The 14,951-nt window shown below is 48.9% G+C and carries 15 protein-coding genes; all 15 read left to right on the top strand.

The features are described from left to right. Positions 1–9 precede the first annotated feature (9 nt). The 15 genes from ymfI to BM412_RS13240 all read left to right on the top strand — a co-directional run bounded on the left by ymfI (position 10) and on the right by BM412_RS13240 (position 14,949). Positions 10–741, top strand: a complete 732-nt coding sequence (ymfI, locus tag BM412_RS13310) for an elongation factor P 5-aminopentanone reductase (protein ID WP_091220405.1) — start codon at positions 10–12, stop codon at positions 739–741. Between the two features lie 88 nt (positions 742–829). Then, positions 830–1,081: a DUF3243 domain-containing protein gene (locus BM412_RS13305; protein ID WP_091218597.1), complete on the top strand. Its 252-nt coding sequence runs from the start codon at positions 830–832 to the stop codon at positions 1,079–1,081. Positions 1,082–1,234: 153 nt separating this feature from the next. Next, positions 1,235–1,999 carry a DUF3388 domain-containing protein gene (locus BM412_RS13300; protein ID WP_090976411.1) on the top strand — a complete coding sequence of 255 codons (765 nt, stop codon included), beginning with the start codon at positions 1,235–1,237 and terminating at the stop codon, positions 1,997–1,999. Positions 2,000–2,019: 20 nt separating this feature from the next. Continuing rightward, on the top strand, positions 2,020–2,952 hold the full coding sequence (locus BM412_RS13295) for a helix-turn-helix domain-containing protein (RefSeq protein ID WP_091218594.1): 933 nt from the start codon (positions 2,020–2,022) through the stop codon (positions 2,950–2,952). Between the two features lie 108 nt (positions 2,953–3,060). Further along, positions 3,061–3,549 carry a YajQ family cyclic di-GMP-binding protein gene (locus tag BM412_RS13290; RefSeq protein WP_091218591.1) on the top strand — a complete coding sequence of 163 codons (489 nt, stop codon included), beginning with the start codon at positions 3,061–3,063 and terminating at the stop codon, positions 3,547–3,549. Positions 3,550–3,686: 137 nt separating this feature from the next. Next, entirely contained in the window at positions 3,687–5,015 is a 1,329-nt protein-coding gene (gene rimO, locus BM412_RS13285) for a 30S ribosomal protein S12 methylthiotransferase RimO (protein WP_091218589.1), read from the top strand. Next, positions 5,012–5,587 (top strand): CDP-diacylglycerol--glycerol-3-phosphate 3-phosphatidyltransferase, encoded by a 576-nt coding sequence (pgsA, locus tag BM412_RS13280; protein WP_090976403.1) that lies wholly within the window; start codon positions 5,012–5,014, stop codon positions 5,585–5,587. The genes rimO and pgsA overlap by 4 nt, the downstream gene beginning before the upstream one ends. Before the next feature lie 110 nt (positions 5,588–5,697). After that, the gene (locus BM412_RS13275) at positions 5,698–6,939 is read left to right on the top strand and encodes a competence/damage-inducible protein A (protein ID WP_091218586.1); all 1,242 of its coding nucleotides are present in this window, start codon (positions 5,698–5,700) and stop codon (positions 6,937–6,939) included. Between the two features lie 222 nt (positions 6,940–7,161). After that, on the top strand, positions 7,162–8,220 hold the full coding sequence (recA, locus tag BM412_RS13270; RefSeq protein ID WP_091218584.1) for a recombinase RecA: 1,059 nt from the start codon (positions 7,162–7,164) through the stop codon (positions 8,218–8,220). Positions 8,221–8,309: 89 nt separating this feature from the next. Next, entirely contained in the window at positions 8,310–8,975 is a 666-nt protein-coding gene (locus tag BM412_RS13265) for a RecX family transcriptional regulator (RefSeq protein ID WP_177245824.1), read from the top strand. Between the two features lie 181 nt (positions 8,976–9,156). Further along, positions 9,157–10,698, top strand: a complete 1,542-nt coding sequence (gene rny / locus BM412_RS13260; protein ID WP_091218578.1) for a ribonuclease Y — start codon at positions 9,157–9,159, stop codon at positions 10,696–10,698. A gap of 75 nt (positions 10,699–10,773) precedes the next feature. Beyond that, positions 10,774–11,568, top strand: coding sequence for a TIGR00282 family metallophosphoesterase (locus BM412_RS13255; protein ID WP_091218575.1), 795 nt, complete (start codon positions 10,774–10,776; stop codon positions 11,566–11,568). A gap of 149 nt (positions 11,569–11,717) precedes the next feature. Then, positions 11,718–11,978: a stage V sporulation protein S gene (locus BM412_RS13250; RefSeq protein ID WP_028597363.1), complete on the top strand. Its 261-nt coding sequence runs from the start codon at positions 11,718–11,720 to the stop codon at positions 11,976–11,978. Between the two features lie 96 nt (positions 11,979–12,074). Further along, positions 12,075–13,025: a dipeptidase gene (locus BM412_RS13245; protein WP_091218573.1), complete on the top strand. Its 951-nt coding sequence runs from the start codon at positions 12,075–12,077 to the stop codon at positions 13,023–13,025. A gap of 190 nt (positions 13,026–13,215) precedes the next feature. Further along, the gene (locus BM412_RS13240; protein ID WP_091218569.1) at positions 13,216–14,949 is read left to right on the top strand and encodes a 2-oxoacid:acceptor oxidoreductase subunit alpha; all 1,734 of its coding nucleotides are present in this window, start codon (positions 13,216–13,218) and stop codon (positions 14,947–14,949) included. Positions 14,950–14,951 lie beyond the last annotated feature (2 nt).

The raw sequence follows: 14,951 nt of genomic DNA, 5'->3' as shown, positions 1-14,951 counted from the left end.
TTAAAGGAAATGACGGTGCTCGTGACCGGGGGAAGCCGTGGGATCGGAGCGGCCATTGCGCGCCGCTTCGCCGCGGAGAACATGAACGTCGTCATTCATTATAATCAAGCTCATGAAGCCGCCAACGAGACGGCTCGCACATGCATGCGGCTGGGGGCAGCCAATGTGCTGACCGTTACTGCGGACATTCGCTCTAAGGAACAGCTGATTCGCATGCGCGAGAAGCTGGAGTCGCGCGGCATGATGCCGGATATCGTCGTAAACAATGCCGGCATTGCGCATTACAGCATGCTGGAAGATGTTTCGGAAGAAGCCTGGGACGAAGTCATGAATGTGAATTTAAAGGGTATGTTTCTCTGTACGCAGCTCTTTATGCCCGCGATGATTTCCCAGCGCTTCGGCCGCATTATTAATGTCTCGTCCATTTGGGGGATGTCAGGCGCCTCCTGCGAGGTGCTGTATTCAACCAGTAAAGGCGGCATGAATGCCTTCACCAAAGCATTAGCCAAAGAACTGGCGCCGTCAGGAGTTACCGTGAATGCGGTAGCGCCCGGTGCCGTCGATACCGTAATGCTGGACAACCTTAATGCAGAAGAAAAATCGGCCTTGGAATCCGAAATTCCCGTTGGACGTTTTGCTCAGCCTGAGGAGATTGCTTCGCTTGTTTATTTCTTGGCGCTGCCGGAATCCGCGTACATTACAGGCCAAATCATTAGTCCAAACGGCGGATGGCTGACTTGATGGGCAAATCCGAATAAGATCGACCCTTTGCGTGTACAATACGGTTGTTGCCGTATAACGGCTAACATGCGAAGGAGGAACAGAAACAATGTCAACTGTCCTTTCTAATTTCGAAACATGGAAGCATTTCTTGCACGATCGCGTGGATCAGGCCAAAGGAATGGGATTGAATGAAGACACCATCGCAAATCTTGCCTATGAGATCGGCTCCTTCCTTGGAGAAAAGGTCGATCCCAAAAATGAGCAGGAACGCGCAATTAAGGAACTTTGGGATGTCGGCGACGAGCAGGAACGAAAAACGATTGCTGGCCTAATGGTCAAGCTTGTACAAAGTTCGTAAACCTTCCACGAGAAAAGCCTCCCGAAACGGAGGCTTTTCTGTAATGTTTGCCGGAGGTTGCAGGATATTGACGAATATTGTAGAATAATCTTTTATCACACATGAATTATTATCTTATTACTACCTATTCCTCCACAAACACGAGGTGTCATAATGGAATTCAAACAATGGTACATGGAATACAGAATACATAAGAACCGTCCCGGCTTGCTCGGGGATATCGCTTCCTTGCTGGGTATGCTTGAAGTTAACATTCTTACGATTAATGGTGTAGAGAACCGCACCCGCGGTATGCTTCTGCAAACGAATGACGATGAGAAGATTGAAATTCTCGGACGTATGCTTCAGAAGGTCGATAACATTACAGTGCTTAAGCTGCGTGAACCAAAGCTCGTAGATATTTTGGCTGTTCGTCATGGCCGCTATATTGAACGAGATTCCGACGATCGCAAAACGTTCCGTTTCACGCGGGACGAGCTTGGTATGCTGGTTGATTTCCTTGGAGAAGTGTTTAAACGAGAAGGTAACCAGTTAATCGGACTGCGCGGCATGCCGCGCGTCGGTAAGACGGAATCTATCATCGCAGGCAGCGTTTGCTCCAATAAGCGCTGGACCTTCGTTTCTTCCACGCTGCTCAGACAAACGGTGCGCAGCCAGCTGTCGGAAGAAGAAATGACTCCGAATAACATTTTTATTATTGACGGGATTGTCAGCACAATTCGTTCGAATGAGAAGCACCATGCGCTCTTGCAAGAAATAATGGCAATGCCATCAACGAAAGTAATCGAGCATCCGGATATTTTCGTGAAGGAATCGGCGTATGAATATAGTGATTTTGATTATATTATCGAATTGCGCAATACACCCGACGAGGAAATTTCTTACGAATCGTTTACGATGGGCTTTAACGATTTTTGATGAAATGAGGAGGTGTGGTCATGTCGGATTTGGGTGCCTTGCTTCAGAAGGCAAGGGAACAGCGTAGGCTGTCCCTGGATGACATCCAGGAATTGACGAAAATTCGCAAACGCTATCTTGAAGCGATAGAGGAAGGCAATTATAGCGTGCTTCCCGGTTCATTCTATGTGCGTGCGTTTGTAAAGAACTATGCAGAAGCAGTGGGGCTTGATGCTGATGAAGTTCTTCGTTTGTACAATAAGGAAATCCCTTCGAACGTTCCGGAGCAAGTGGTGGAGCCGATCCAACGACCACGCCGCTCGCAAACGCAATCCAATGATCGATGGGGCAAATGGGGTTTTCGTACGCTGATGTGGTCGTTTCTGCTCCTCATTATCGTGCTGGTTTATATTTATGCAATTAAGCAGCCAAGCAAAGATAATGTGGATTCCGCAGATCAAACGAAGATGACGGATCAGACGAAAGCGCCGGAGAACAATCCTGACAAGGCTACGGTCAAAAATGGTGATAATGCTTCCACGAACGAATCTACCGGCGGCAAAGATGAAGTCCCGGTTACACCGCCTCCAACAGAGGAGCCGGTGGAGGAACCTGTTGTGCCAGCTACAACGCTGACGCTTGACCGTTCTTCCGGTTCGACGGATTATTACAAGGTTGCACCTGCGGGCGCGCACAAAATCGTGTTTAATGCGACTGGCCGTGCTTGGGTCGGGGTCAAAGAGAAGAACAAGAACGGGAAATATATTTTGCAGCATCAATTCAATAAATCCGGCGAAACCATTGAGCTTGATATCAACGGTCCCGCTTATATCAATGTCGGACGCGCGGATTTGGTTGAAGTGACTCTCGACGGCGTTGCGATGGAAGATGGAAATGCAGCAAATCCACATCGCATGCAGTTGGATATGGTTGAAGATGATGCAGCAGATGCAGCTAATAAGACGACTGAGTAACGCGCAGAGGCATTCATCCTGGGAATAGCCGGGAGGAATGCCTTTTCTTGCGCAGCAAGATGCGTTATAATACTTGACAATGAAAAAGCAAAGGAGCTGCACTGGAAGATGGCTGAGAATTCATTTGATATCGTATCGAAGGTCGATATGCAAGAGCTGAACAATGCAATTACACAAGCGGAGCGGGAGATTGAAACCCGTTTCGATTTCAAGAACAGCAAGAGCAGCATTGCGCTCGAGAAAGAAGATATCGTCGTTGTATCGGATGACGAGTATAAATTGAAGAGCGTCGTCGATATTTTGCAATCCAAAATGATCAAACGCGGCGTTCCCATCAAGAACATGGAATTCGGTAAACTGGAGCCGGCTTCGGCGGGTACGGTTAGACAGAAGATTAAGCTGAAGCAAGGCATCGAGCAGGATATTTCAAAAAAAATTAATATTCTGATTCGGGATTCCAAGCTGAAAGTGAAAAGCCAAATTCAAGGGGATTCCATTCGCGTAACGGGCAAGAGCCTTGATGATTTGCAAGCGGTCATGGCGATGCTGCGCGGCGCGGATCTTCAAATCGAACTGCAATTTACGAACTATCGTTAAGGGAATTAGGTACATAAGAAGAGTCCCGGTCCGCGGGCAAAGTCGCGGTGGCTGGGACTTTTTCGTATTTTGACACTGAATATGCCTTGTATTATACTTGTTAGGATAGCTTTACGGAGGGGTTTGGGGGATACAAAATGACAGAACGAGTGAAAGTCGTAACATTGGGCTGCGAGAAGAATTTGGTCGATTCGGAGATTATGTCCGGTCTAATCGATCAACGCGGCTACCAATTGGTGGATCAAGCAGATGATGCCACCGTTATTATCGTGAACACATGCGGATTTATTGATGCGGCTAAGGAAGAGTCCGTCAATACAATTCTGGACATGGCCGAATTCAAGCAAACGGGCCGTCTTAAGGCGCTTATCGTTTCCGGTTGTTTGACACAGCGTTATAAGAAGCAGTTGATGGAAGAAATGCCGGAGATCGACGGTATTGTCGGTACGGGTGATTTCCATCAGATTACGGATATTGTCGAAGAAGCGCTTCGCGGTAAACGTCCGGTTAAAGTGGGAAATCCGGTCTTTGACTACGATCAGAAGCTGCCGCGTCTGGTGACAACGCCGCGCTACACGGCTTATGTGAAAATCGCCGAAGGCTGCGACAACGCTTGTACATTCTGTTCAATTCCGATCATGCGCGGTAAGTTCCGCAGCCGCTCGATGGAGTCCATCGTGGCTGAAGTGGAGATGCTGGCTAAGCAAGGCGTCAAGGAAGTCAGCTTAATTGCACAGGATTCCACGAATTACGGTACGGATCTGTACGATAAGTTTATGCTTCCGGAGCTGCTGAATCGCGTAAGCGAAGTGGACGGCATTGCATGGGTGCGTCTGCATTATGCATACCCGGGCTTCTTCACGGACGAGCTGATCGAAACCATCGCTGCAAATCCGAAAGTATGCAACTATATTGATATGCCGCTCCAGCATAGCGAGGATTCCATTCTGAAGAGAATGCGCCGCCCTGGACGCCAAACGGATACGCGCGCTTTAGTGCAGCGGATTCGTGCCCGCATTCCGGATGTAGCGCTTCGGACTTCCATCATTGTTGGGTTCCCGGGCGAAACTAACGAGGATTTCGAAAGACTATGCGATTTCGTACGCGAGATGAAATTTGATCGTTTAGGTGTGTTCACGTACTCTGCGGAAGAGGATACACCGGCGGTTCGTTTGCCGGATGCGGTTCCTGACGATGTGAAAGAGTGGCGCTCCAATACACTTATGGAAATTCAGCGCGAAGTATCCAAAGAGCTCAGCGGCAAACATGTCGGCAAAGAGATCGACGTGCTGGTAGAACGCTATGACGGCCGCAGTGATGTATACGTTGGCCGCTCGGAATACGATGCACCTGAGATTGACGGTGAAGTGTTTATCTCGAAATGTAAGGCCGCAATCGGCGAAATTCAAAGGGTGCGTATTACGCACGCTTATGAGTTTGATATGTCCGGGGAGGGGCTCGCGTGAATTTAGCCAACCGCATTACGCTTGTCCGCATCTTTTTGGTGCCTATAATTATGGTGCTGCTGCTGATCAATGTTGATCTCAAGCCGCTCACCTATGATGATTTTTCCATTACTTGGAATCAAATTTTGGCCGCGCTGGTCTTTATCGTTGCAGCGAGCACAGATGGACTTGACGGCTATATTGCACGCAAGAACAAAATCGTCACTAATTTGGGCAAGCTGTTGGATCCGCTGGCAGACAAGCTGTTAGTTGCGGCGGTGCTTATTTCGCTTGTCGAAATGGCTAAGCTTGATGCTTGGATCGCGATCGTCATCATTAGTCGTGAGTTTGCAGTCACCGGCCTTCGCCAGATTGCACTGCTTGAAGGCTCTGTTCTGGCTGCCAGCACGTGGGGCAAATGGAAGACAGCCATTCAAATTACGATGATTATCGCGTTATTGCTTAACAATTTCCCGTTTGCGTTTCTGGATTTTCCATTCGACTTGATTTCTAGTTATGCAGCGGCACTCATCACGGTTTACTCCGGCATCGATTATTTTGTCAAAAATAAAAATCTCATTCCGGTAGCTTAAACCGGCTTCAAACATGCAGCATCACTCCTTCCGTTCGTCAGGAAGGGGTGATGCTTTGCTTTTCCTTAACCGTTTCTAATCCACCTTATACATAGATTGGAGCTGTTGTCATGCGCGCTGAAATTATTGCCGTAGGTACGGAATTGCTGCTGGGTCAGACTGTGAATACGAATGCTACTTATTTGTCTCAAGGGCTTGCGGAGCTGGGGGTCGATGTTTATTTTCAGACCGTCGTCGGTGATAATGCGGGACGGATTCGACTGGCGATCGAGCTTGCGCGCACAAGGGCCGATCTCATTCTCTTTACCGGCGGACTTGGGCCAACGATGGATGATCTGACTAAGGATGCGCTGGCGGACTATTTAAACCGTTCGATAGAAATCCATCAGCCGTCCATGGACAAAATAGAGGCTTTGTTCAGCTCGCGCGGCATTCATATGGTGGAGAGCAACCGCCGCCAGGCGCATCTGATTGAAGGCAGCGATCCACTGATGAATGATGCAGGCTTAGCCGTAGGCAATGCACTCACGGTGGACGGCACGAGCTATGTGCTGCTCCCGGGGCCGCCGCGCGAAATGAAACCGATGTTCGACGGGCCGGCTAAAGCGTGGATTAGATCTGTCATGGGCGAGGAACGCAAGCTTTTCTCGCGATTGCTCATGTTTGCCGGAATCGGTGAATCAAGCTTGGAGCAGGCCATTATTGATTTAATTGAGGGTCAATCCGATCCGTCGATTGCTCCATATGCCAAAGAAGGCGAAGTTGCTATTCGAATTTCGACGAAAGCATTGAACGAGCAGGAAGCCGAAACGCGCCTCAAAACGGCGGAGGATCAAATTCTTGCACGCGTTGGCACGCATCTGTACGCTCGTGAGGACATTCCGCTCGAGGAAGCTGTCATTAGGCAGCTGCGGGCTACCGGACGCTCGCTAGCCAGCGCAGAGAGTCTTACAGGCGGTTTGTTCGCGCAGCTCGTGACGCAGGTACCGGGAAGCAGCGGCGAGTTTGTCGGCGGCGTCGTGACGTACACCAATTTAATGAAACATAAATTGCTGAGCATCCCGATGTCCCAGCTCGAGGGGACCGATGCACCCGGCGCAATCAGCGAATCGACTGCGGCGCTCATGGCGGAGCGGGTGCGTGAGCTCGCAGGCAGCGATTTCGGCGTCTCGTTGACCGGCGTAGCCGGACCTGCCGAGTCCGAAGGGAAACCGGTCGGACTTGTGTTTTTCGGTCTTTCCGAGCGCGGGAAGCCGACGCAGGTGTTCACGGCGCATCTTAGCGGCAGCAGAGGCATTATTCGACTGCGTGCGGCGAAGTCGCTTCTGTATCGGCTGTGGCAGGCGCTCTAAACTAGAATAAAATGTTAAATTCAGCTTGTCAGACGATGGATTTTCGACTATAATCGACATTAGTTAGCGGAAGAACCGTGGCGAAGATTACTTTGCTGCGGTTCTTTTTTTGTTTCTCCATTTGGCCAAATGAGAAATAAGAATATATGTTCGCAAAAACTCTTGTCAAAGCGAACAAAACAAGTTATCATGAAAGTATAAATCATAAGGGATGTGGATTCGTTGGCAGATCGTAAAGCCGCATTAGAAATGGCATTGCGTCAAATAGAGAAGCAATTTGGTAAAGGCTCCATCATGAAGCTCGGTGAATCGACACATATGCAAGTTGAAACGGTATCCAGCGGTGCGCTTGCACTAGATATTGCACTTGGAATTGGCGGCTTCCCGCGCGGCCGGATTATTGAAGTATACGGACCGGAATCTTCCGGTAAAACAACAGTTGCGCTTCATGCGATCGCGGAAGTACAACGTGCAGGCGGACAAGCTGCATTTATCGATGCGGAGCATGCTCTTGATCCTTCGTATGCAAGCAAGCTTGGCGTTAACATTGATGAATTGCTTCTGTCCCAGCCGGATACGGGTGAACAAGGTCTAGAGATCGCGGAAGCGCTTGTTCGCAGCGGCGCGGTAGACATCGTCGTAGTTGACTCCGTTGCGGCACTCGTTCCGAAAGCGGAAATCGAAGGCGACATGGGAGATTCCCACGTTGGTTTGCAAGCGCGTTTGATGTCGCAAGCACTTCGTAAGCTTTCCGGTGCCATTAGCAAGTCGAAGACCATCACGATCTTTATTAACCAGCTTCGTGAGAAGGTCGGCGTTATGTTCGGTAACCCTGAGACAACGCCGGGCGGCCGCGCGCTGAAGTTCTACTCCACAATCCGTCTTGATGTTCGTCGTATCGAGTCCATAAAGCAAGGGAATGACGTTGTCGGTAACCGGACACGTATTAAGGTTGTTAAGAACAAAGTAGCTCCTCCTTTCAAACAAGCCGAAGTCGACATTATGTATGGCGAAGGCATCTCTAAAGAGGGGAGCATCGTGGATATCGGCGTCGAGCAGGATATCGTTCAGAAGAGCGGTGCTTGGTTCTCATATAACGGCGAGCGTCTTGGACAAGGCCGTGAGAATGCGAAGCAGTTCCTTAAAGATCATAAAGACATTGCGGCTGTGATCGAGAAGCAAATTCGTGACGCCAGCAACATGGCTGCAGCAGCTGCAGGCGCAGCGGCCTTCAGCGAGGACGAAGAGGACGAGGACGAATTGGATTTGGATTTGGAATAAACCGATTGAGATCGGTTACCCGGAGAAGCACCTGTACAGGTGCTTCTCTATTTATTAAGTAAGTGGTTCCACGTAGGGGAGGGACAGAGGTGCTAGTAATTACCGGCGTTGAACAGGACCGGAAGTCCAAGCAGCGCTACCATTTATTTGTCAATGATTCGCAAGAACCGTACACCAGCGTACATGAAGACCTACTCATTAAGTTTCGTCTGCTGAAGGGCAGAGAAATTCATGCGGATGAGCTGAAACAGATTGTTGAAGAGGACACCAAGCACAGGGCATACATTCTTTCTCTATCCTATTTAGGAGCAAGACAGCGGACAGAGAAGGAGATTTTGCGTTATTTGGCACGAAAGGAAATCGATCCCGAATCCGCGGAGAAAGCGATTGAGCGTCTGACGCAGGAAGGATTGGTAAACGATAAACAATATGCCAGCATGTATGCTTCCGAACGAATGCGGACGCAGATGAAGGGGCGCCGCTTATTGCAGCAGGAGCTTGTGCAGCGTGGAATCTCCAGAGATATGGCCAAGCAAGCCTCTCAGAAGCTGAATGAGCAATCGGAGACGGATATCGCCATTCGGGCCGCTCATAAGAAATGGCCTTATATTAAAGGGGAACCTCGCGAGAGAAAACAGAAATTAGCCGTGTTTCTACTTCGCCGCGGGTTTCCGATGAACGCGGTAAGAGAAGCGGTAAAGGCTGCCGTTCTTGGAATGGAAGATGATGAGGATGGGCATATGCTTGACAATTGATTTTCACAAAAGATAAAATAAGTTTGTATTCTTTATTCTAGAATCGATTTTCCTTCCAAAAATTGATTCGAAACGATTATTTTCGTCAAATTTAGTTATGTATGATCGGGTTAAAAACCGGCTAGAAAACCAAATAATGTCCCAAGCGTTTGCTTAGGTGAGCAACGAGGAGGTGAGAAAGATGCCAGCAGTGGTATGGATCCTGATCATTCTCGTTGTTGGTGCAATTTTCTTTGGTGTCGGTTATTTTATTCGCAAATCGATCGCCGAGGCCAAAATTTCAAGCGCCGAGCAGGCCGCTAGTCAAATTGTTGACAATGCGAAGAAAGAAGCCGAAGCGCAGAAGAAAGAAACGGTTCTCGAAGCGAAAGATGAAGTCCACAAGCTCCGTACCGAGGCTGAGAGAGATATTCGCGAACGTCGCAACGAGGTACAGCGTCTTGAAAGACGACTGATTCAGAAAGAAGAGTCGTTGGATAAAAAAATAGAAGCGCTGGAACGCAAAGAAGAACAAGTTGCCAACAAAGAGAAGCGGATCGAGGAAACACAGGAACAAATCGATACCCTTTACAAACAGCAGCTTCAAGAGCTTGAGCGGATTTCGAACTTAACAATGGAAGATGCGAAACAAATCATCTTGAACAACGTTGAGCAGGAAGTTCGTCATGAAACTGCACAAATGATTAAAGAAATCGAGCAGCAAGCGAAGGAAGAAGCAGATAAGAAAGCACGTGATATTATCTCGCTTGCCATTCAGCGCTGTGCAGCGGATCATGTGGCTGAAACTACGGTTTCCGTAGTTGCATTGCCAAATGAAGAAATGAAAGGCCGCATTATCGGACGTGAAGGCCGCAACATTCGCGCACTGGAAACGTTGACCGGTATCGATCTCATAATCGACGATACACCGGAAGCGGTCATCTTGTCTGGTTTCGATCCAATTCGTCGTGAGATTGCTCGTACATCACTCGAGAAGCTTGTAGCTGATGGTCGTATCCATCCTGCACGTATCGAGGAAATGGTAGAGAAGTCGCGCAAAGAAGTGGATGAACGTATCCGTGAATACGGAGAGCAGGCGACTTATGAAGTTGGCGTGCATGGCTTACATCCGGATCTCATTAAGATTTTAGGTCGACTCAAATATCGTACAAGCTATGGTCAAAACGTGCTCAAGCACTCCATGGAAGTTGCTTATTTGACTGGCTTAATGGCTGCAGAGCTGGGTGAAGACTTGACGCTAGCAAGACGTGCCGGATTGCTGCATGATATCGGCAAAGCGCTCGATCATGAAGTGGAAGGCTCACATGTCGAGATCGGCGTAGAGCTGGCGAAGAAATACAAAGAGCATCCTGTTGTCATCAACAGTATCGCGTCCCACCACGGCGATTGCGAAGCAACATCGGTTATCGCAATGCTCGTAGGCGCGGCAGATGCCTTGTCGGCAGCAAGACCTGGTGCACGCAGAGAAACTCTTGAGACGTACATCAAACGGCTGGAGAAGCTGGAAGGCATCTCGGAATCGTTCGACGGAGTTGAGAAATCTTACGCGATTCAAGCAGGCCGCGAGGTTCGCGTTATGGTTCAACCTGACAAAATCGACGATACGGAAGCATTCCGCCTAGCTCGCGATATTACGAAGAAAATCGAGAGTGAGCTCGATTATCCGGGGCATATTAAAGTAACGGTCATTCGTGAGACACGTGCTGTTGAATATGCGAAATAAGTAAATAGCAAGGTACCTAGAAAAGTGGCTGCTTGCAGCCACTTTTCTGGTCTTCACTAGAGAGGTTTTGGTGTCATGAACGTATTGTTTATTGGGGATATCGTCGGAAATGTGGGTCGTAACGCGGTTAAGAAGGTGCTGCCGGCACTGAAATCCAAATACAACCCGCACATTATTATTGCCAATGGCGAGAATGCGGCAGCAGGCAGAGGCATTACAGCAACGATTGTGAAAGAGCTGCTTGAAGCCGGTGTTCACGGCATTACGATGGGCAATCATACTTGGGATAACAAAGATATTTTCGAATGGATCGATGATCAGCCTCGCATGGTTCGTCCAGCCAACTTCGTGGAAGAGGCGCCCGGTCAAGGAGCAACGGTCATCAAGGCGAACGGCAAAGAACTGGCGATCATTAATCTGCAGGGAAGAACCTTCTTGCCGCCGATCGATTGCCCATTCCGCAAAGCGGATGAGCTGATCGAAGAGATGCAGCAGCAGACCAAAAACATCTTAGTCGATTTTCACGCGGAAGCGACTTCAGAGAAGATCGCGATGGGCTGGCACTTGGACGGCCGCGCATCCATCGTCGTTGGCACACATACCCATGTGCAGACGAATGATGATCGCATTCTCCCTGGAGGCACAGCCTATTTGACGGATGTAGGCATGGTTGGGCCCAGAGACGGCGTGCTGGGTATGGAACGGCATGCCGTGCTGCATAAGTTCTTGACGCAGCTGCCGACACGGTTTGTTGTGGATGAGGGAGATTGGCATCTCCATGCCATCGCGGTTGAGATTGATGAAGCAACCGGAGCTGCAACGAAAATACAGAAAATCCGATTAACCGAAACAGATTGGCTGCTCATGTAGCAGACAATCTGTTTTTTTTTATTTATTGTTCTATGAAAATTCTCATAATTCAGAATATATTGCAAAGTGAAAGCAGGAATTATTTCACCTCTCTCGAATATCTATCTAAATAGCAGTATTCATCCATCATTCCCGAGGAGGTTCTATCCATGGATGTCTTAAAAGTTTCAGCAAAGTCCAATCCAAATTCTGTTGCAGGAGCGCTGGCCGGCGTATTACGCGAACGCGGCGCAGCTGAATTACAAGCAATCGGGGCTGGTGCGTTGAATCAAGCGGTAAAGGCGGTGGCAATTGCAAGAGGATTTGTAGCGCCGAGCGGAGTAGATCTCATTTGCATCCCAGCATTCACAGACATCGTTATAGACGGCGAGGATCGTACAGCGATAAAACTAATCGTTGAGCCGAGATAGAATACGCCCACATAATTCCATCTGAACTCTTCGACCTGTTTACGCTGTAGGCAGGTTTTTTTGCGTGAAAAATAGGTGATACGGGAGGGTATGTCCATGCCGATAATAAGAAGTGTGGATTTTCATTGTGATGTGCTGTGGAAGCTCCTCGAAGATCAATCCTTATCGTTCGAGCAGGATTCCGCGAATAAGCTCGATGTCACATTGCCTCGCCTTAAACAGGCGGGCTCTCTTCTTCAGACCTTTGCCATTTATGTTCCCGAACGGATGGAGAAATCGATGACTCCAATTCTACATAGTATTGATTTGTTTCATCGTAAAGTGCTGTCTGCTCCTGAAATGACCTTCGTACGGACCTCAGCAGATGCTGCCGCGCTCATGAACAACAGCAATTCAATAGGAGCGATGTTATCGCTCGAAGGCGCAGACGGTCTGCACGGTGATCTGGCGATGCTGCGCATCCTCTACGAGCTCGGGGTGAGAGCTTTGGGGTTAACATGGAACTATGCGAACTGGGGCGCTGACGGGGCCATGGAGCCGCGTGGGGGCGGTCTGACAAAAAAAGGCCGAGCCCTAGTAAAAGAATGTGATAGATTGGGTATACTGATGGATGTGTCTCATTTGAGTGACAACGCATTTTGGGAAATGATTAAGGTCTCGACAAAGCCACTGATCGCATCACATTCAAATTGTCGGAGTCTGTGTGCGCATCCCCGCAATCTTGCGGACGATCAGCTTAAAACGCTCATTGAACGAGAAGGTATGATTGGGATTACTTTCGTGCCGCAATTTGTTGCGACTCATCATGCCGCGGCAATTGCTGACGTGCTGCGTCACATAGAGCGAATCTGCGAGCTTGGCGGAGAAGAGCAGCTCATGTTCGGATCGGATTTCGACGGGATTGAGTCACACGTACAAGAGTTGGCGCATCCCGGAGAGCTCTACAATTTACAGAATGCATTGCTTACGCGATATTCCGAAGAACGCGTGGATGCATTTTTAGCCGGAAATGCATTACGTTTTCTGGTAAAGCATCTTCCTAGCTGAACGATTAAGGGATTCCCATCTCGCTGTGATATGGGTATAATCGAAAAGAACTATGTGATGAAAACGCATTTACACCTTGCATTTTAGTACTTTGAGTCATAAAATTTATTTGACTGTTGAAAGAAATTTATTATTATTGTTAAAAGATGTCGAAAATATTGCAGGTTCATCAAAAGAGGAGATGGGCGTTTTGATTAGTCAATTGTCTTGGAAAATCGGGGGACAACAAGGGGAAGGCGTTGAAAGTACCGACCGTATTTTCTCGACAGCTCTTAACCGTCTTGGTTACTACTTGTATGGTTACCGTCACTTTTCTTCACGTATCAAAGGCGGTCATACCAACAATAAAATCAGAATCAGCACCAAACCGATGCTTGCCATTTCGGATGATTTGGACATTTTGGTTGCATTTGACCAAGAGAGTATCGACTTAAACGCACATGAATTGCGTGCAGGCGGCGTAGTCGTTGCCGACGCAAAGTTTAATCCAGTTCTGCCGGAAGGCATTAATGCACGTTTATTTGCAGTACCGATCACTTCGATTGCCGAAGATCTGGGTACTTCCCTAATGAAAAACATGGTGGCGTCCGGCGCGTCTTGGGCGCTTCTTGGTCTGCCAGTTGATGTATTTAATAAAGCAGTAGAAGAAGAGTTCGGCCGTAAAGGCGCGGCAATCGTGGAGAAGAATATCGAAGCGGTTAAACGCGGCTCTGACTATGTACTAGAACTGGCAGGCGGCCCGTTGGAAGAGTTCCAGCTAGAGCCGGCTGACGGCAAACAGAAGCTGTTCATGATCGGAAACGAAGCGATTGGCCTTGGCGCTGTTGCCGGCGGCTGCCGCTTGATGTCCGCCTATCCAATTACACCGGCTTCCGAGATTATGGAATACTTGATCAAGAAGCTTCCTAAGTTCGGAGGAACGGTCATTCAAACCGAAGATGAGATCGCGGCTGTAACGATGGCAATCGGAGCAAACTACGCCGGGGTTCGTACGATGACAGCTTCGGCCGGTCCCGGTCTGTCGCTTATGATGGAAGCGATCGGTCTTGCAGGGATGACGGAAACGCCTCTTGTAATCGTAGATACGCAGCGTGGAGGTCCTTCCACGGGCTTGCCTACAAAACAAGAACAATCCGACCTTAACGCAATGGTATACGGAACGCATGGTGAGATTCCGAAGATCGTAATCGCGCCGGCATCCCTTGAAGATTGCTTCTATGACACGATTGAATCGTTCAACCTGTCAGAGCAATACCAAGTACCGGTTATCCTGATGACTGACCTTCAGCTGTCGCTCGGTAAACAATCCTGCGAGCAGCTTGATCTCAATAAAATGCCGATTAACCGCGGTAAACTCGTTCGCGACTTGCCAGAACTTGAAACGAATGAGCTGTTCAAACGTTATGAACTAACGGAAGACGGCGTATCCCCGCGTGTTATTCCGGGCGACAAAGGCGGTTTGCACCATGTAACGGGCGTCGAGCATGACGAAACGGGACGTCCTTCGGAAAGTGCCATCAACCGTAAGAAGATGATGGATAAACGTCTTACGAAGCTTGACGGCATGTATATCCGTGACGCGGTTCGCGCAGATGCTCCTCACAAAGAAGCAGATCTGCTCATCATCGGCATGGGTTCGACCGGCGGTACGATCGACGAAGCTCGTCAACGTATGGAGAGCGACGGCCTGAAAACGAACCATATCACGATTCGTCAGATTCACCCGTTCCCTACGGATCTGGTGACGCCTTACCTGCAAAGCGCAGCGAAGGTTGTTGTGCTTGAGAACAATGCAACCGGCCAACTGGCTGATCAAGTGAAATTGCACGCAGGTTACGCGGACAAAATCAAGAGCGTTCTGAAATACGACGGTAATCCGTTCCTGCCTTCCGAAGTGCACAAAGCATGCAAGGAGTTGGTCTAAGA

The sequence above is a fragment of the Paenibacillus sp. BC26 genome, from assembly GCF_900116125.1.
Classification (GTDB): Bacteria; Bacillota; Bacilli; order Paenibacillales; family Paenibacillaceae; genus Paenibacillus_Z; species Paenibacillus_Z lignilyticus.
The sequence above is the reverse complement of the archived record's forward strand: the minus strand, read 5'-3'. Positions and strand labels throughout refer to the sequence as shown.

Bases quoted from the DNA above. Each gene is read 5' to 3' on its own strand.
- ymfI (WP_091220405.1), top strand. From the start codon at position 10: ATGACGGTGCTCGTGACCGGGGGAAGCCGTGGGATCGGAGCGGCCATT.
- BM412_RS13305 (WP_091218597.1), top strand. From the start codon at position 830: ATGTCAACTGTCCTTTCTAATTTCGAAACATGGAAGCATTTCTTGCAC.
- BM412_RS13300 (WP_090976411.1), top strand. From the start codon at position 1,235: ATGGAATTCAAACAATGGTACATGGAATACAGAATACATAAGAACCGT.
- BM412_RS13295 (WP_091218594.1), top strand. From the start codon at position 2,020: ATGTCGGATTTGGGTGCCTTGCTTCAGAAGGCAAGGGAACAGCGTAGG.
- BM412_RS13290 (WP_091218591.1), top strand. From the start codon at position 3,061: ATGGCTGAGAATTCATTTGATATCGTATCGAAGGTCGATATGCAAGAG.
- rimO (WP_091218589.1), top strand. From the start codon at position 3,687: ATGACAGAACGAGTGAAAGTCGTAACATTGGGCTGCGAGAAGAATTTG.
- BM412_RS13275 (WP_091218586.1), top strand. From the start codon at position 5,698: ATGCGCGCTGAAATTATTGCCGTAGGTACGGAATTGCTGCTGGGTCAG.
- rny (WP_091218578.1), top strand. From the start codon at position 9,157: ATGCCAGCAGTGGTATGGATCCTGATCATTCTCGTTGTTGGTGCAATT.
- BM412_RS13255 (WP_091218575.1), top strand. From the start codon at position 10,774: ATGAACGTATTGTTTATTGGGGATATCGTCGGAAATGTGGGTCGTAAC.
- BM412_RS13250 (WP_028597363.1), top strand. From the start codon at position 11,718: ATGGATGTCTTAAAAGTTTCAGCAAAGTCCAATCCAAATTCTGTTGCA.
- BM412_RS13245 (WP_091218573.1), top strand. From the start codon at position 12,075: ATGCCGATAATAAGAAGTGTGGATTTTCATTGTGATGTGCTGTGGAAG.